At 71.8% G+C, this 16920-nt stretch carries 13 protein-coding genes and 2 rRNA genes; 7 read left to right on the top strand and 8 right to left on the bottom strand.

Annotation, left to right across the window (positions count from 1 at the left end):
- The first annotated feature begins 218 nt into the window (after positions 1-218).
- Positions 219-3325 (top strand): 23S ribosomal RNA (locus tag ACN9MS_RS16820).
- 97 nt (positions 3326-3422) lie between these two features.
- Positions 3423-3539 (top strand): 5S ribosomal RNA (rrf, locus tag ACN9MS_RS16815).
- A 121-nt stretch (positions 3540-3660) separates the two neighbouring features.
- Here rrf and ACN9MS_RS16810 read toward each other — a convergent pair.
- From ACN9MS_RS16810 to ACN9MS_RS16790, 5 genes are all read right to left on the bottom strand, one after another.
- Positions 3661-4632 carry an alpha/beta hydrolase gene (locus ACN9MS_RS16810; RefSeq protein WP_426309574.1) on the bottom strand — a complete coding sequence of 324 codons (972 nt, stop codon included), beginning with the start codon at positions 4630-4632 and terminating at the stop codon, positions 3661-3663.
- Entirely contained in the window at positions 4629-5588 is a 960-nt protein-coding gene (locus ACN9MS_RS16805) for a zinc-binding dehydrogenase (RefSeq protein ID WP_426309573.1), read from the bottom strand. Before ACN9MS_RS16805 ends, ACN9MS_RS16810 begins: the two co-directional genes overlap by 4 nt.
- 82 nt (positions 5589-5670) lie before the next feature.
- Complete coding sequence (locus ACN9MS_RS16800; RefSeq protein WP_426309572.1) at positions 5671-6381, bottom strand: maleylpyruvate isomerase N-terminal domain-containing protein; 711 nt, start codon at positions 6379-6381, stop codon at positions 5671-5673.
- 71 nt (positions 6382-6452) lie between these two features.
- The gene (gene metX / locus ACN9MS_RS16795) at positions 6453-7766 is read right to left on the bottom strand and encodes a homoserine O-acetyltransferase MetX (protein ID WP_426309571.1); all 1314 of its coding nucleotides are present in this window, start codon (positions 7764-7766) and stop codon (positions 6453-6455) included.
- 44 nt (positions 7767-7810) lie between these two features.
- On the bottom strand, positions 7811-9148 hold the full coding sequence (locus ACN9MS_RS16790) for a bifunctional o-acetylhomoserine/o-acetylserine sulfhydrylase (protein ID WP_426309570.1): 1338 nt from the start codon (positions 9146-9148) through the stop codon (positions 7811-7813).
- 378 nt (positions 9149-9526) lie between these two features.
- Between ACN9MS_RS16790 and ACN9MS_RS16785 the strand changes: the two genes are divergently transcribed.
- On the top strand, positions 9527-10960 hold the full coding sequence (locus ACN9MS_RS16785) for a C40 family peptidase (RefSeq protein ID WP_426309569.1): 1434 nt from the start codon (positions 9527-9529) through the stop codon (positions 10958-10960).
- An 88-nt stretch (positions 10961-11048) separates the two neighbouring features.
- On the opposite strand, the gene ACN9MS_RS16780 is transcribed toward ACN9MS_RS16785, so the two are convergent.
- On the bottom strand, positions 11049-11552 hold the full coding sequence (locus tag ACN9MS_RS16780; RefSeq protein ID WP_034655165.1) for an inorganic diphosphatase: 504 nt from the start codon (positions 11550-11552) through the stop codon (positions 11049-11051).
- Positions 11553-11711: 159 nt separating this feature from the next.
- On the opposite strand from ACN9MS_RS16780, the gene dacB reads away from it, so the two are divergent.
- A complete protein-coding gene (gene dacB, locus ACN9MS_RS16775; RefSeq protein ID WP_426309568.1) occupies positions 11712-13211 on the top strand; it encodes a D-alanyl-D-alanine carboxypeptidase/D-alanyl-D-alanine endopeptidase in 1500 nt (499 codons plus the stop codon).
- Between the two features lie 10 nt (positions 13212-13221).
- On the opposite strand, the gene ACN9MS_RS16770 is transcribed toward dacB, so the two are convergent.
- Both ACN9MS_RS16770 and vapB read right to left on the bottom strand, forming a co-directional pair.
- Positions 13222-13644: a type II toxin-antitoxin system VapC family toxin gene (locus ACN9MS_RS16770; RefSeq protein WP_426309567.1), complete on the bottom strand. Its 423-nt coding sequence runs from the start codon at positions 13642-13644 to the stop codon at positions 13222-13224.
- Positions 13641-13874, bottom strand: a complete 234-nt coding sequence (vapB, locus tag ACN9MS_RS16765; protein WP_426309566.1) for a type II toxin-antitoxin system VapB family antitoxin — start codon at positions 13872-13874, stop codon at positions 13641-13643. Before vapB ends, ACN9MS_RS16770 begins: the two co-directional genes overlap by 4 nt.
- Positions 13875-13955: 81 nt before the next feature.
- Between vapB and ACN9MS_RS16760 the strand changes: the two genes are divergently transcribed.
- Genes ACN9MS_RS16760 through hpt form a run of 3 tightly spaced genes read left to right on the top strand, consistent with a single transcriptional unit; the run spans position 13956 to position 16862 of the window.
- A complete protein-coding gene (locus tag ACN9MS_RS16760; RefSeq protein WP_426309565.1) occupies positions 13956-15149 on the top strand; it encodes a zinc-dependent metalloprotease in 1194 nt (397 codons plus the stop codon).
- A gap of 4 nt (positions 15150-15153) precedes the next feature.
- Complete coding sequence (gene tilS, locus ACN9MS_RS16755; protein WP_426309564.1) at positions 15154-16302, top strand: tRNA lysidine(34) synthetase TilS; 1149 nt, start codon at positions 15154-15156, stop codon at positions 16300-16302.
- Between the two features lie 5 nt (positions 16303-16307).
- Positions 16308-16862: a hypoxanthine phosphoribosyltransferase gene (hpt, locus tag ACN9MS_RS16750; RefSeq protein ID WP_047233909.1), complete on the top strand. Its 555-nt coding sequence runs from the start codon at positions 16308-16310 to the stop codon at positions 16860-16862.
- Positions 16863-16920 lie beyond the last annotated feature (58 nt).

The following is a 16920-nucleotide window of genomic DNA, read 5'->3' as shown; positions in this document are numbered from 1 at the left end:
GTCACCGGCCACCGGTTGGTGGGGTGCCTGGTACGGGCCGGTCTCCGGACCTCGAACCGCGTCGTCTGCTTCTTCGGGAGCTGATGGGGTAGGCGGGTCCTGGTGGGGGTCGGGGTCGTTGGTTGTTTGAGAACTGCACAGTGGACGCGAGCATCTTTGTAAAGATCAAGACACACCTTCGGGTGTGGTTCTTGGTTCTCTGCAGTTTTGTTGTTTTTGTTGAAGTTTTTAAGGGCACAGGGTGGATGCCTTGGCACTAGGAGCCGAAGAAGGACGTTGTAGCCTGCGATAAGCCTCGGGGAGCTGGCAAACGAGCTGTGATCCGAGGGTTTCCGAATGGGGGAACCCCGCACGAGTCATGTCGTGTGACCCGCACCTGAATATATAGGGTGTGTGGAGGGAACGTCGGGAAGTGAAACATCTCAGTACCGACAGGAAGAGATATTCCGTGAGTAGTGGCGAGCGAAAGCGGATGAGGCCAAACCGGGCGCGTGTTAAAGCTGTCAGGCGTTGCGTGTTCGGGGTTGTGGGACCCTTCTGGTGGATCTGACAGTCCGCCGGGGAGTCAGAAAGTCGTGTCATAGTCGAACCGCATTGAAAGGCGGACCACAGACGGTGCGAGTCCGGTAGACGAAATGGTGCGGCCTCCCGAAGGGGATCCCAAGTAGCACGGGGCCCGAGAAATCTCGTGTGAATCTGGCAAGACCACTTGCTAAGCCTAAATACTACCTAGTGACCGATAGCGGACCAGTACCGTGAGGGAAAGGTGAAAAGTACCCCGGGAGGGGAGTGAAATAGTACCTGAAACCGTGTGCCTACAATCCGTTGGAGCCTCCTTGGTTGGGGTGACAGCGTGCCTTTTGAAGAATGAGCCTGCGAGTTAGTGCTCAGTGGCGAGGTTAACCCGTGTGGGGAAGCCGTAGCGAAAGCGAGTCCGAATAGGGCGCCCATAGTCGCTGGGTCTAGACCCGAAGCGAAGTGATCTAGCCATGGGCAGGTTGAAGCGCGGGTAAGACCGCGTGGAGGACCGAACCCACCAGGGTTGAAAACCTGGGGGATGACCTGTGGTTAGGGGTGAAAGGCCAATCAAACTTCGTGATAGCTGGTTCTCCCCGAAATGCATTTAGGTGCAGCGTCACGTGTTTCTTGCCGGAGGTAGAGCTACTGGATGGCCGATGGGCCCTACAAGGTTACTGACGTCAGCCAAACTCCGAATGCCGGTAAGTGGAAGCGTGGCAGTGAGACTGCGGGGGATAAGCTCCGTAGTCGAGAGGGAAACAGCCCAGACCACCGGCTAAGGCCCCTAAGCGTGTGCTAAGTGGGAAAGGATGTGGAGTTGCACAGACAACCAGGAGGTTGGCTTAGAAGCAGCCACCCTTGAAAGAGTGCGTAATAGCTCACTGGTCAAGTGATTCCGCGCCGACAATGTAGCGGGGCTCAAGTACACCGCCGAAGCCGTGGCATCTGCGCTCAACTCAGGCCTTCGTGGTCCAGAGGCGCAGGTGGGTAGGGGAGCGTCGTGTGGGCAGTGAAGCCGCGGGGGAACCCAGTGGTGGAGCCCACACGAGTGAGAATGCAGGCATGAGTAGCGAAAGACGGGTGAGAAACCCGTCCGCCGAATGACCAAGGGTTCCAGGGCCAGGTTAATCCGCCCTGGGTAAGTCGGGACCTAAGGCGAGGCCGACAGGCGTAGTCGATGGACAAGGAGTTGATATTCTCCTACCGGCGAAGAACCGCCCATACCGAGCCCGGTGATGCTGACCGCCCAAACCTGTCCACCGGCCCTTCGGGGCCACCGGACAGGGGCGCGCGGGACCCGAACCGGTAGTAGGTAAGCGTATTAACAGGGGTGACGCAGGAAGGTAGCCCGGCGTGGCGATGGTAGACCACGTCCAAGGCTGTAGGCCGTCTGGTAGGCAAATCCGCCAGACATGAGGCTGAGAGCTGACGGTGAGCGCACAAGCGCGAACTGGGTGATCCTATGCTGCCAAGAAAAGCCTCGGCGCGAGGTTCTAGCCGCCCGTACCCCAAACCGACTCAGGTGGTCAGGTAGAGAATACTAAGGCGATCGAGAGAATCGTGGTTAAGGAACTCGGCAAAATGCCCCCGTAACTTCGGGAGAAGGGGGGCCCGAAGCGTGAACCGACTTGCTCGGGGAGCGTGGACGGCCGCAGAGACCAGGGAGAAGCGACTGTTTACTAAAAACACAGGTCCGTGCGAAGTCGCAAGACGATGTATACGGACTGACGCCTGCCCGGTGCTGGAAGGTTAAGAGGACGGGTCAACCCCTCGGGGTGAAGCTCAGAATTTAAGCCCCAGTAAACGGCGGTGGTAACTATAACCATCCTAAGGTAGCGAAATTCCTTGTCGGGTAAGTTCCGACCTGCACGAATGGCGTAACGACTTCTCCGCTGTCTCAACCGCGAACTCGGCGAAATTGCACTACGAGTAAAGATGCTCGTTACGCGCAGCAGGACGGAAAGACCCCGGGACCTTTACTATAGCTTGGTATTGGTGTTCGGTGCGGCTTGTGTAGGATAGGTGGGAGACTGTGAAACCCGTACGCCAGTGCGGGTGGAGTCAACGTTGAAATACCACTCTGGCCGCTTCGGATGTCTAACCTCGGTCCGTGATCCGGACCAGGGACAGTGCCTGGTGGGTAGTTTAACTGGGGCGGTTGCCTCCTAAAATGTAACGGAGGCGCTCAAAGGTTCCCTCAGCCTGGTTGGCAATCAGGTGTCGAGTGCAAGTGCACAAGGGAGCTTGACTGTGAGACTGACAGGTCGAGCAGGGACGAAAGTCGGAACTAGTGATCCGGCGGTGGCTTGTGGAAGCGCCGTCGCTCAACGGATAAAAGGTACCCCGGGGATAACAGGCTGATCTTGCCCAAGAGTCCATATCGACGGCATGGTTTGGCACCTCGATGTCGGCTCGTCGCATCCTGGGGCTGGAGTAGGTCCCAAGGGTTGGGCTGTTCGCCCATTAAAGCGGTACGCGAGCTGGGTTTAGAACGTCGTGAGACAGTTCGGTCCCTATCCGCTGCGCGCGCAGGAAACTTGAGAAGGGCTGTCCCTAGTACGAGAGGACCGGGACGGACGAACCTCTGGTGTGCCAGTTGTTCCGCCAGGAGCACCGCTGGTTGGCTACGTTCGGAAGGGATAACCGCTGAAAGCATCTAAGCGGGAAGCCTGCTTCAAGATGAGGTTTCCATACCCTACGGGGTGAGAGGCACCCAGCAGAACACTGGGTCGATAGGCCGGACGTGGAAGCGGGGACGAAAGACCCGTGCAGCTGACCGGTACTAATCAGCCGACAACTTCAACACCAACAATCTTTTGCTACGCGTCCACTGTGCGGTTCCCGAACCACCAACACCACACCCCCACACCGGGGGTGCCCAGTGTTGGACAGGTTCACAGAGTTACGGCGGTCACAGCGAAGGGGAAACGCCCGGTCCCATACCGAACCCGGAAGCTAAGCCCTTCAGCGCCGATGGTACTGCCCTGGAGACGGGGTGGGAGAGTAGGACGCCGCCGGACAACCCTTCACCGAAGGCCCACCCCACACGGGGTGGGCCTTCGGCATTTCCGCATACCCTCATGCTCCGCCTGCCCCCCGGGTCACCCGTGGTCCTGCGCAGAGACGCTCCGCGGGGACGGGTCAGGCCCAGCCGTAGGCCGCCGACCAGCGCACGATCTCCGCGAAGAACCGGGCGCGCGGCTCGGGCGCCGAGAGCGAGAGGTCGTGCATCCCGCCGGGGATCCTGACGATGGTGACGACCCGTCCCAGGTGCGCGGCGCGGCGGGCCAGCGGCTCGACGTCGAGCACGATGTCGGCGGATCGCATGTCCTCGGACCAGCGGGTGCTGAACAGGGACTTCTCGGCGAGGAGCACGAGCACGGGGCAGTCGATGGCGAGTCCTGCTGCGACACGAGCATGGCCGGAGATGACGGCGCGGAGCCAGCCGGCGCGGACGGGGAACGACGGGACGGGCCGCCAGGCGTCGTCGATGACCCAGGCGCCGTCGTCACGGTCGCGCAGGGTCCGCGCGTAGTAGCCGGGGTCCACGTTCGGCAGCGGCGTGCGAGGCTGGAAGCGCGCGAGCTGGCGGATCGCGGGGCCCGAGACGGTCCGGGCGACCGAAGATCCCTGGAGCTCGAGCCACGGGCTGTTGAGCACGAGCCCTCGGACGGCGCCCGGGTGCCGGTGCGCCCACAACGCTGCGACGAGCCCTCCGGTGGAGTGACCCATGAGCATGATCGCGGCGTGCGCGCCGAGGTCCCCCCGGACGACGTCGAGCGCGGCGGCGATGTCGGCGTCGTACTCGGTGAGGTGGTCGGCGTACCCGGGCGTCTGGTGGGGGCGCAGGCTGCGCCCGTACTTGCGGAGGTCGACGGCGTAGAACGCCGCGCCGAGCGCGCGCCAGGTCTCGGCGAGCTCGGTCTGGAAGAAGTAGTCGCTCCAGCCGTGGACGTACAGCACCGCGCGTGCCGGCCGGATCGGCTCGTCGGTCGCCGGCGCGTGGCGGACCACGGTCACGACGACCTCGCCCTCGTCGTCGGGCTCCAGCTCGACCGTGCACTGCTCGTACCCGGCGCCGAGGACGTCCGGACCCCAGCCGGGCGACGTCACGGCGTGAGCACCACCTTGCCGAACTGCTCCCCGGCGGCGAGCCGCGCGAGCCCGTCGCGTGCGCGCGCGAGGGGCAGGACCTGGTCGACGACGGGCCGCACCTCGCTCCGCGCGAGGAACCGCAGCAGCGCCGCGAGGTCGTCGCGCGTCCCCATCGTCACGCCCTGGATGCAGATCTCGTGGAAGAAGACGCGGGTGAGCTCGGCAGGCGACGCATCCCCGCTCGTGGCGCCGGCGACGACGACGGTCCCGCCCGGGCGGACCGAACGCAGCGAGTGGCGCCAGGTCGCCTGGCCGACGGTCTCCACGACGACGTCGACCGGCGCGGGCAGGCGCGCACCGTGCTCGAACGTCGCGGCCGCCCCGAGCCGCGCGGCCCCGGCGCGCTTGCCTGCCGAGCGGGAGGTCACCCACACCTCGAGCCCGGCGGCCGCGCCCAGCGCGACGGCCGCCGTCGCGACGCCGCCGCCCGCGCCCTGGACGAGGACGCGGTCCCCGGGCGCGGCGCCGCCGGCGGTGAAGAGCATGCGGTACGCCGTCAGCCAGGCCGTCGGCACGCAGGCGGCCTCGACGAACGTCAGCTCCGGGGGCTTGGGGACGAGGTTGTGGGTCGGGACGGCGACGCGCTCGGCGAGGGTGCCGGGGTAGCGCTCGGAGAGGAGCGACCGACGCTCGGTCGGCCCGACCCCGTGCCCGTCCGCCCCGATCACCGCGTGCACGACGACCTCGCTGCCGTCGGGGGCGACGCCCGCCGCGTCGGTCCCGAGGATCATGGGGAGCCGGTCCGCGGGCAGCCCGACCCCGCGCAGCGACCACAGGTCGTGGTGGTTGAGCGATGCGGCGCGCACGTCGACGGTCGTCCAGTGCTCGCGGGGCTCCGGTTCGGGACGGTCCCCGACGACCAGACCGGCCAGGGGGTCGTCGGGGTCGAGGTGGTCGGCGTAGGCGGCGAGCATGCCCCCAACCTACGGTCCTGCCTGCGCCTCGACCACGGGGAGCCCGGGTGCGGCGCGTCACGCTGCCGGGGACGACGGCGCGTCAGAGCAGCGGGAGCATCCGGCCGAGGTCCGGCACCGCTTCGGAGGTGTGCACGGGCTCGAGGGCGCGCGCGAGCTCGTCGACGTCGTAGGGGACGCGGCCGCACGCGAGCCGCAGCCAGAGGCGGGGGTCGCGCACCTCGAGCGCCCAGCCACCGCGCGTGACGACGACGTGCAGCAGCTCGGCCGCGACGGCGTCGAGCGCGCCGCGGTCCACCGGGTCGGTGACCACGCCCGGGAACGTGCGCGCGAGGTCGTCGGCGTGGACGACGAGCTCGAGCACCCGTGAGCGCACCATGTCCTGGAGGGTGATGGGGCCGCGTCTCGCCTGCACGACGCGCTGGTCACCGAGCTCGTCGAGCCGGGCGAAGCCGGCTGCGGCGAAGGCCTGGACGCGCCCGAGCCGGTCGTCGGCGATCTCTGCGTCGAGGGCGCGTGTCGAGTGCTCGATCTCCTCCGCACGCTCCGGGTACGTGCCGAGGTACTCCGCGAGGGTGAGGGGAACGGTGCCGGCGGGCACCGGCCCGCACAGCGCCAGGGTCTCCATGACGCGGCCGAGGTGGGTGACCAGCTCGCCGACGGTCCAGCCGTCGAGCACGCTCGCACGACCGGCGTCGCGGTCCAGCTCGCCCCCGAGGTCCCGCAGCCAGCGGTCGAGCCGGTCCCACTGGGTGCGCAGGTGCTGGGCCGCCTCGGTCACGTCGCTGTCCATCTCTTCATCGTGCCAGGACGAGGCGGGCCCGCCCGCCACGGAGCCACCTCGTGGACAGGGCGGTCGGCGCGTCAGTCACGGACGCGCGCAGGCTCCCCGAGGAAGTCCGCGACGATCGGGCCGAGCTGGTCGAACTCGATGAGGAACCCGTCGTGCCCGAAGTCGCTCGTGAGCGTGCGCAGCGGCTCGGCGCCGGGGACACCTGCCGCGATGCGCGCGCAGTCCGCGGGCAGGAAGAGCCGGTCCGTGTCGACCGCGACGACGAGCGCGTGCGCGGTGATCTGCGCGAGCGCCGCCTCGACCCCGCCGCGGTCGCGACCGAGGTCGTGCGTGAGCATCGACTCGGTGAGCACGACGTACGAGTTGGCGTCGAAGCGGCGGGCGAGCTTGTCGCCGTGGTGGTCGAGGTACGACTGCACGGCGTACCGGCCGTCGGTGAAGGGGTCCTCGCCGCCCTGCGGGAGGCGGCCGAACCGCTCGTCGAGCTCGCGCGCGGAGCGGTAGGTTGCGTGCGCGATCTGGCGTGCGATGCCGAGCCCGACGTGCGGGCCGTCGCCGTCCGCGGCGTCGTAGTAGTCCCCGCCGCGGAACCCGGGGTCGGCGCGGACCGCGCCGAGCTGCGGGTGCGCCCAGGCGATCTGGTCGCCGGTCGTCTGCGCGGTCGTCGCGATCGCGGCGAGCGAGACGACGTCGACGCCCGCCTCCGGTCCGAGCAGCGCCCACTCGAGGACGCGGTGCCCGCCCATCGAGGCGCCGACGACGAACGCCCACGACGCGATGCCGAGCGCCCGGGCGAGCTCGATCTCGACCGCGACCTGGTCGCGGGTCGTGACGCGGGGGAAGCGGCTGCCCCAGGGACGCCCGTCGGGAGCGGTGGACGCCGGGCCGGTGGTGCCCTGGCACCCGCCGAGCACGTTGGGCGCGACGACGAACCAGCGGTCGGTGTCGATCGGTGCGCCGGGGCCGACGAGAGACTCCCACCAGCCCGCGGTCGCGTGCCCCTCGCCGGCGGAACCGCTGACGTGGGAGTCGCCGGTGAGGGCGTGCAGCACGAGGACGGCGTTCGACCCGTCCGGCGCGAGCGTGCCCCACGTCTCGTACGCGACGCGGACGTCGGGCAGCCGAGCGCCGGACTCGAGGTCGAACGTGCCGACGTCGGCGAACTGCCGCCGCCCCACAGGGTCCCCGTCCCGCCAGGCGCCGGTCGCCGGGACCGGCGCCTTCACCCGCGCGCGCGACGGCGCGACGCCGCGCCCCGAGGCGTCCGCGCGGTGGTCGCGCCGGGCGTCGGGGGCAGGGGGGAGGAGGTCGTCGTTCACAGGGCTCACCGTCGGCCACTGTACGGCCGGGGCGCGCAGGGCGCCCCGGCTGTCCAGATCCGTCATCGCAGTCCTCGTCGTCGTTCTGCCGCGCTGGCCGGCGTCGTCGCTCAGGCGTCGAGCGACGACTTGGCGGCGGTGAACCCGAGCTCGAGGTCGGCGAGGATGTCGTCGACGTGCTCGATGCCGACCGCGAGGCGGACCAGGCCCGGCGTCACGCCGGACTTCGCCTGCTCCTCAGGGCTGAGCTGGGCGTGGGTGGTCGAGGCCGGGTGGATGACGAGCGAGCGCACGTCGCCGATGTTCGCGACGTTCGAGTGGAGCTGCAGGGCGGAGACGAACGCTTGCCCCGCCTCGCTGCCCCCGTCGAGCTCGAACGCGAGCACCGCACCGGCGCCGCGCGGCAGGTACTTCTGCGCGTTGGCCTGCCACGGGCTCGACGCCAGCCCTGCGTAGTGCACGGTGCGGACGTCGTCGCGCGCCTCGAGCCACTCCGCGACCTTCTGCGCGTTCTCGACGTGGCGCTCCACGCGCAGCGACAGCGTCTCGATGCCCTGCGCGATGAGGAAGGCGTTGAACGGCGAGATCGCCGAGCCCAGGTCGCGCAGGAGCTGCACGCGCGCCTTGAGCACGTACGCGAGGTTCGCGCCGAGGATGCCGTCCACGCCGAGGTCGCGCGCGTAGACGAGGCCGTTGTACGACGGGTCGGGGGTGTTGTAGTTCGGGAACCGCTCCGGGTACGCCGCGTAGTCGAACGTGCCGCCGTCGACGATCACGCCGCCGATGGCGGAGCCGTGCCCGCCGAGGTACTTCGTCGCCGAGTGCACGACGACGTCCGCCCCGTGCTCGAGCGGGCGCAGCAGGTAGGGGGTCGCGACCGTGTTGTCGACGATCAGCGGCACGCCTACCTCGTGCGCGACCGCCGCGACGGCCTCGATGTCGAGGACGTCGGCCTGCGGGTTGGGGATCGTCTCGCCGAAGAACAGCTTCGTGTTCGGGCGCACGGCGTCGCGCCAGGCCTGCGGGTCGTGCGGGTCGGTGACGAACGTCGTCTCGACGCCGAGCTTGGCGAGCGAGTACTGCAGCAGGTTGTACGTGCCGCCGTAGAGGCTCGGCGAGGCGACGACGTGGTCGCCCGCCTCGGCGACGTTGAGGATCGCGAACGTCGTCGCGGCCTGCCCGGACGCGAGGAGGAGCGCGCCGACGCCGCCCTCGAGGGACGCGATGCGGTTCTCCACGACCTCCTGGGTCGGGTTGCCGATGCGCGTGTAGATCGGGCCGAGGTCCTTGAGCGCGAAGCGGTCGGCGGCCACGGACGCGTCGGGGAAGACGAACGACGTCGTCTGGTAGATCGGCAGCGCGCGGGCCCCGGTCGTCGGGTCGGCGGTCTGGCCGGCGTGGACCTGGCGCGTCTCGAAGGACCAGGCGGGGGCGTTCTCGGTGCTCATCGGACTCTCCTGCGGGGTGGTGGGGTGGGACGACGGCGCTCGGCGCGCCGGGCGGACGGGTGCCGTGGGAGACGAGGAGGCGGGAGGCCGGCCGTCGACCGCGGCGAGGGGCGCACACGGGACGGGATCGCCACGGCGAGGACGTCGTCGACGACGGCTCGCGGGCAGGCGAACGTGTGCTGGGGTCAGCGACACATTCGACGGGACATGCTGGTGAGGCTAGGCCCGATCCGCGCCGCCCGACAGGGGTGTCTCGCGATGCGAGACCACATCCTGAGAAAGGCGGTGCCGCTCCGATGGCGCATCGCGGACCTTCTGGGCAGACTCGTGCGGGTGCTGTCAACGGGACACGCCGAGCGACCGGTCGAAGGAGGGGCGATGGACGACGTGACGTCGGCGCACGCCGCCCGGCCGGAGCTCCTCGGGGGAGCGCGGCGTCGCCCGGTCACCGGGCCCCGCCGGCTCGCCTCCGCGACCGCGGCGGGCCTGCTCGCGCTCGTGCTCGGCGTCGGGCTCGCGCCCTCCGCGTCGTCCGACCCGCCGTCGGACGACGACGTCCGCGCGGCGCGCGAGGCCGCGGACGGTGCGGCCCGGGACGTCGAGTCCGTCGAGAGCGAGCTGGCGTCGCTGCGGGACCGCCAGTCCACCGCGGAGGCGGCCGTCGAGAGCGCGGCGGAGGAGTACGCGGCCGCGCAGGACGCGCTCGCGACGGCCGACGCCGCGGTCCGCGACGCCCAGGAGGCGCTCGCGACCGCCCGGACGGGCGAGTCGGAGTCGCGCGCCGCGGTCGGTGCGCTGTTCCGCGCGTCCCGGCAGGGCTCCACCGACCTCGACGCGTTGCGTGCCGTTCTCGACGCGGACGGGGTGGGCCAGGTCGTCGAGCGGGAGAACGCGGAGCGCGTCGCCGGCCGGACCGCGGGACGTGCGGTCGACGCGCACGCGACCGCGCGGGCCGTCGCCGACACCGCCCGTGCCCGGGCCGACGCGGCGCTCGCGCACCAGGGCGAGGTCGAGGACCGTGCCCGTGACGCGCTCGCCGCCGCCCAGGTCTCGTCCGACGCGCTCGACGACGCGGTGCAGGAGTCCGCGACCCGGCGGGAGACGCTCCTCGCCGAGCTGGCCCGCGCGCGGGCCACGAGCGTCGACGTCGAGCGCCAGCGCCAGGACGCCCTCGACGCGCAGGCCGCGAGCGAGCGCGAGGCCGCGGCCCGGGCGCGCGTCGAGGCCCCGGCGGCGGGGACGACGTCGGGCGCGCCCGCGGCGCCCCCGACGAGCAGCCCCGCGCCCGCGGACCCGGCGCCCGACCGCGCACCGGCACCCGCACCCGCGCCGGCCCCGGATCCGGCACCCGCGCCGAACCCGGCACCCGCGCCGAACCCGACACCTGCCCCGACGCCCGACCCGCCGCCGGTCGTCACCCCGCCCCCGGGCACGGGCGTCGGCAGCGCGGCGCAGGGCCGGGCCGCCGTCGCGTGGGCGCGCACCACGATCGGCGCCCCGTACGTGTTCGGCGGGACCGGACCGGGCTACGACTGCTCGGGCCTCACGTCGCGCGCCTGGGCCGCGGCGGGCGTCGACATCACGCGCACGTCGCGCTCGCAGTACCAGCGCGTGCAGAAGATCTCCTACGACCAGCTCCGCCCGGGCGACCTGATCTTCTACGCCAACGACACCTCGAACCCGTCGACCATCCGCCACGTCGCCATGTACACCGGGAACGGCAGGATGATCGAGGCCCGCCAGCCCGGGAGCCCCGTGCACGAGGTCGCGATGCGCTGGGCCGACGCGATGCCCTACGCGGGCCGCCCCTAGGCCGACCTCGCGACGTCAGCAGACGACGGCGGCCGCTCACCCCGGGAGGTGAGCGGCCGCCGTCGTGGTGGGTGGCGCGAGCCGGGTGTCAGTGGCCCGGCGTGTGGTACCCGGAGTCGATGGCGCGCTGGAGCGAGCGCTCGATCTCGGCCTCGGCGTCCGCGCGGCCGACCCAGTGGGCGCCCTCGACGGACTTGCCGGGCTCGAGGTCCTTGTAGACCTCGAAGAAGTGCTGGATCTCCAGGCGGTGGAAGTCGGAGACGTCGTCGATGTCCTGGCGCCACGCGGCGCGCTGGTCGCCCGTCGGGACGCAGAGGACCTTGTCGTCGCCGCCGGCCTCGTCGCGCATGCGGAACATGCCGAGCGCGCGGCAGCGGATCAGGCAGCCGGGGAACGTGGGCTCCTCGAGCAGGACCAGCGCGTCCAGCGGGTCGCCGTCCTCGCCGAGCGTCCCCTCGATGAACCCGTAGTCGTCGGGGTACCGCGTCGAGGTGAAGAGCATGCGGTCGAGGCGGATGCGACCGGTCGCGTGGTCCACCTCGTACTTGTTGCGCTGCCCCTTGGGGATCTCGATCGTGACGTCGAACTCCACTGCTTCCTCCAGTCGTACCGGCACCGCGACGCTCGGGCGGTGGCTGGGTCTGTGGACGACGGACCACGCCGTCGTGCGGGAACTAGTGTGACACGTACCGTCCGCGCGAGAGGGTTCCCACCGGGCTCCCGGGCGGGCGGGCTGAGTGATAATGCGCACGTGCCCGCACCCGACGTCCCGGTCCAGGCACCGGTGCCCACCGGTGCCGAGCAGGCGCGCCTGGACGGGACGGAGCGAGGGAGACGCATGGGCTGGGGAGCGCGCACGGGCGTCGCCGTGGGTGTCGTGCTCGCCCTCGCCGGCGGCTACGTCGTGGCGGACGCGTACGACGTCGTCCCCGGCGTGCTCACGACCGCGGAGCCCTACGCGGAGCCGAACCCGTTCCCCGAGGCGCCGGGCGCCGTCGCGGCGCCACCTCTCGAGGTCGAGCTGCCGACCCTCGACCCTGCGGCCCCGGTCCCGGCCACGGGGAGCGTGCAGGACCTCGCGGACGATCTCGCGGGGGACACCCGGCTCGGCCCGCGCGTCGGCGTCCTGGTGACCGACGCCGCGACGGGCGACGTGCTCGGGGCGAGCAGCGACGCGGTGGGCCACGTCCCGGCGTCGACCCTCAAGACCCTCACCGCGGCGGCCGCCCTCACGTCTCCCGGCGCGCACGCGACCCTCCCGACCCGCGCCGTCCTCGAGGGACAGGAGACCGTGTACCTCGTGGGCGGCGGCGACATGATGCTCGCCGCCGGTGCGGGCGACCCGACGGCGGTGAACGGCCGGGCGGGCCTCGGCGACCTCGCGGCCCAGGTCGCGGGCGAGCTCCGGCTGACGGGCCGCACGACGGTCGCGCTGCGCCTCGACGACACGCTCTTCACGGGTGCCGCGGTCGCGCCGACGGTCGACCCGGCGAGCGTGCGCAACGGGTACGTCGCGCCCGTCGCCGCGCTCGCGGTCGACATCGCGCGGCTCGAGGACGAGGAGTACGCGCCGCGCGCGGAGGACCCGGCGATGGCGGCCGCCGACGCGTTCGTCGCCGCGCTCGCCGAGCAGGGGGTCACCGTGGCGGGGGACGTGGTGCGCGCACCGGCGCCTGACGACGGCCGCACCGTCGGCGAGGTGGAGTCCGCGCCGCTGAGCGAGGTCGTCGCGTACCTGCTCCAGCACTCCGACAACACGATCACGGAGGTGGTGGGCCGCGTCGTCGCGATCGACGCGGGGCTGCCCGGCTCCGCGGCCGGCGCGACGCAGGCCGTGCGGTCGGCGGTCGAGGGGCTCGGGGTCGACCTCACGGGCGCGACGCTCGCCGATCTCTCTGGCCTCGGCGACGGCTCGGTCGTCACGCCCGCCCAGCTCGACGAGGTCGTCGGCCTGCTCGCGGACCCTGCGCACCCGCAGCTGCGGCCCGGCGCCGTCGGGCTCCCGGTCGCCGGACTGTCCGGGACGCTCGGCGAGCGCTACCTCGAGAACGCGGGCCGCGGCGTCGTGCGGGCCAAGACGGGCAGCCTGCCGAACGTCACGTCGCTCGCGGGGACGGTCGTCACGGCCGACGACCGCCTCCTCGTGTTCTCCCTCATGGCCGACGCCGTCCCCGACGGGGGCACGTACGGCGCGCGCCTCATCTTCGACGACTTCGTCGCCTCGCTCGCGGAGTGCGGCTGCACGGCCTGAACGGTGTCGCTCACGGTTCGTCCGACGCTTCCGTGAGCCAGTCCTCGACCTCGAGACCGGGGACGCGAGAGAACTCGCGGACGGTGTTCGTCACCATGACGAGACCGAGCGACCGGGCGTGCCCGGCGAGGAGGGCGTCGTAGGGCCCGATGGGCGTGCCGCGGGCGGCGAGGAGGGCACGGACGCGTCCGGCGTGCATCGCCGCGAGACCGTCGAAGGGGAGCACGTCCACGAGCGACAGCAGCTCGTCGACCGCCTGACGGTTGCGATGTGGTGCGTCCGACCTCTCGATGCCGTACTCGAGCTCCATCTCGCTCACCGTCGAGACCGCGATGCGCCCTTCTGCCCCCCGTAGCCGCGGGCGCGCCGCCGAGCCGTTCCCGCGGAGCAGAGCCACCAGGATGTTGGTGTCCAGCAGGTAGAGCGTGCTCACAGGGCATCGCGCTCCTCGGCGGTCCCCTGGTCGCGGTCGGGAAGGAAGTCGGCGGCGACGCGGAGACCGTGGTCGAACCACTCGTCCCAGCCGGAGCCCGTCGGCGTGATCACCCGGGACCTGCCGACGGCCCGGACCTCGACCTCGCGGACGTCGTCGGGCAGCGCGACCGCCTTGGGCAGGCGGACTGCCTGCGTCCGGTTGCTGCGGAACACCGTCGTGCGGACCATCGGCGAGCCTCCTCGGTCGTATATCCCGGAAGTATATCCCCACCCCTCACGCGACCCCCGGTCCCGGGATACGGTGAGACGGTGACACTCGTCGAGCAGGACGGCCGTTCGGGCAGCGACCCGTCACGTGGTGACACCTCGATCGTCGACTGGTCGGCCGCCGCCCAGATCGCGGGTCGGCTCGCGCGCCCGGGCCCGCAGGCGTCGCGCGACGAGCTCGCCGACCTGGTCGAGGGGCTGCGCACCGCGGCAGAGACTGCCGTGCCCCACGTGCTCGACGTGACGCGCATGAGTCCCGCCGCGGGCAGTCCGACGGCCGGGCCGACGACCGCACTCGGCACCGTGTACGTCGTGGACCGCGCGCGCTGGGCCCGCGCCAACACCGAGATCATGGCGTCGCTCACCGACGGCGTGACCGATGCGCTCGTCGGCGAGCGCGGACGTGTCCCGCAGGCGACGGCGCTCGTCGGGGCCGCCCAGGTGGGGTCGGTGCTCGCGGTCCTCTCCAGCCGGGTCCTCGGCCAGTTCGACCCCTACAGCGGGCTGGGCGGCCCCGCGGCCGCGACCGGCGTCGTGCCCGACGGCGGCCCGTCGCCCGCGGCCACCGGCTCGCCCGGGCGGCTCGTGCTCGTGGCGCCGAACGTCCTGCAGGTCGAGCGCGCGCTCGACCTCAAGCCCGCCGACTTCCGTCTCTGGGTGTGCCTGCACGAGCAGACGCACGCGCTGCAGTTCGCCACCGCGCCGTGGCTCGCGGACCACCTGCGCACGCGCGCGAGCGCGCTCCTCACCGAGCTGTCCGCTTCGTCGCGCCGGCTCGCCGAGGCGCGGCTGCGCGAGAAGCTCGCCACCGTGGGCCGCGCCGTCCTCCACGCCGTGCGCGGCGAGGAAGGGACCTTCGTCGACGGGCTCCTCACGCCCGAGGAGCAGGACCGCCTCGCCGACGTCACGGCCGTCATGGCGCTGCTGGAGGGCCACGCCGACGTCGCGATGGACGCCGTCGGGCCACGCACCGTGCGCACGGTGCGCAGCATCCGGCGCAAGTTCGAGGCGAGGCGCGACGGCGACGGTCGCTCCGGGTTCGACGTCGTGCTCCGGCGCGTGCTCGGCATGGACGCCAAGATCGCCCAGTACCGCGACGGCGCGGCGTTCGTGCGCGCGGTCGAGAAGGAGGTCGGGCGCGACGGGTTCAACGCCGTGTGGGCGGCGCCCGAGAACCTGCCGACCGCCCGCGAGATCGCCGACGCGCGCGCCTGGGTGCGCCGCGTCCACGGCTGAGCCGGTGGGCGGGCCGGCACCCGTCGTCGCCGCCGTGCGCCGGGCCGTGCGCGGGGCGGTCGGGGACCTCGACCCCGGGTCCCTCGTGCTCGTCGCGTGCTCGGGCGGTGCGGACTCGACGGCGCTCGCAGCGGCCACGGCGTTCGTCGCGCCCCGGCTCGGGCTGCGCGCGGGCGCCGTCGTCGTGGACCACGGGCTCCAGGCGGGGAGCGCCGACGTCGCGGCGGCAGCGGCCGGGCGGTGCCGCGACCTGGGGCTCGACCCGGTCGAGGTGCGCGGCGTCGTCGTGCCCGCCTCGGGCGACGGCCCGGAGGCCGGCGCGCGCACGGCCCGCTACGCGGCGCTCGACGCCGCGGCGACCGAGCACGGTGCCGCCGCGGTGCTCCTGGGCCACACGCTCGACGACCAGGCGGAGACGGTGCTGCTCGGGCTCGCTCGGGGGGCTGGTGCCCGCTCGCTCGCGGGGATGACGGCGCGACGCGGCGTCTACCGGCGCCCCTTCCTCGCGCTGCGGCGCGCGCACACCGAGGCCGTGTGCCGCACGCTCGGGCTCGCGTGGTGGGACGACCCGACCAACGACGTGCCGGGCGACGCGGCGGTGCTGCCGGGCGTCGCCCCGCCGCCCCTGCGCTCGCAGGTGCGCGGACGCGTCGTTCCCGCGCTCGTCGAGGTGCTCGGGCCCGGCGCGGTGCCGGCGCTCGCGCGCACGGCCGACCTCCTGCGCGACGACGCCGACCTGCTCGACGCGCTCGCCGCCGACCTCCTCGCGACCGCCGTCGCGACGGCACCCGAGGCGTCGCCGGACGCGGACAGACCCGTGGGCGGGCTCGTGGCGTCCGATCCCGGCGGCGTGGTGCTCGACGCCGGGGTGCTCGCCGCGGCGCACCCGGCGCTGCGTCGTCGGGCACTGCGGTCGGCGGCGCTGCGCGCGGGCTGCCCCGCGGGCGACCTGTTCGCCGTGCACGTCGACGCGCTCGACGCGCTCGTCACGGCGTGGCGGGGCCAGGGCCCCGTGCACCTGCCGGGCGACCTGAGGGCCGCGCGCGCGTGTGGCAGGCTTTCCCTGGGCCCGGAGACGACGCCCCGGCGCGGCATCCCCCCACGAGCCCTCACCACCCTCAGCACCCCCACCACCCCCACACCTCAGGAGTGACCCCCGTGGAAGCATCGGACGTCGCAGGCGACCTCGAGAACATCCTGCTCACCGAGGAGCAGCTCGGTGCGCGGCTCGACGAGATCGCGGCGCAGATCGACCGCGACTACGCGGGCAAGGACCTCCTGCTCGTCGGCGTCCTCAAGGGCGCCGTCATGGTCATGGCGGACCTCGCGCGCCGCCTGCACAGCCACGTCGAGATGGACTGGATGGCGGTCTCGTCGTACGGGTCGGGCACCAAGTCCTCGGGCGTCGTGCGGATCCTCAAGGACCTCGACGCCGACCTCACGGGCCGCAACGTGCTCATCGTCGAGGACATCATCGACTCGGGCCTCACGCTCTCCTGGCTCCTGTCGAACCTGCGCTCGCGCGGGCCGGCCTCGGTCGAGATCGCGGCGATGCTGCGCAAGCCCGACGCCGCGAAGACGGACGTGGACGTCCGGTACGTCGGGTTCGACATCCCGAACGAGTTCGTCGTGGGCTACGGCCTCGACTACGCGGAGAAGTACCGCAACCTGCCGTTCGTCGGGACGCTCGCGCCGCACGTGTACTCGAGCTGAACGGGAGGCGGGACGCCCTTCGCCGTGGTGGCGCGGCGGTGTCCCGCGTCCGGGCGCC

The sequence above is a fragment of the Cellulosimicrobium sp. E-16 genome (assembly GCF_049913115.1).
GTDB lineage: Bacteria > Actinomycetota > Actinomycetes > Actinomycetales > Cellulomonadaceae > Cellulosimicrobium.
The sequence above is the reverse complement of the archived record's forward strand: the minus strand, read 5'-3'. Positions and strand labels throughout refer to the sequence as shown.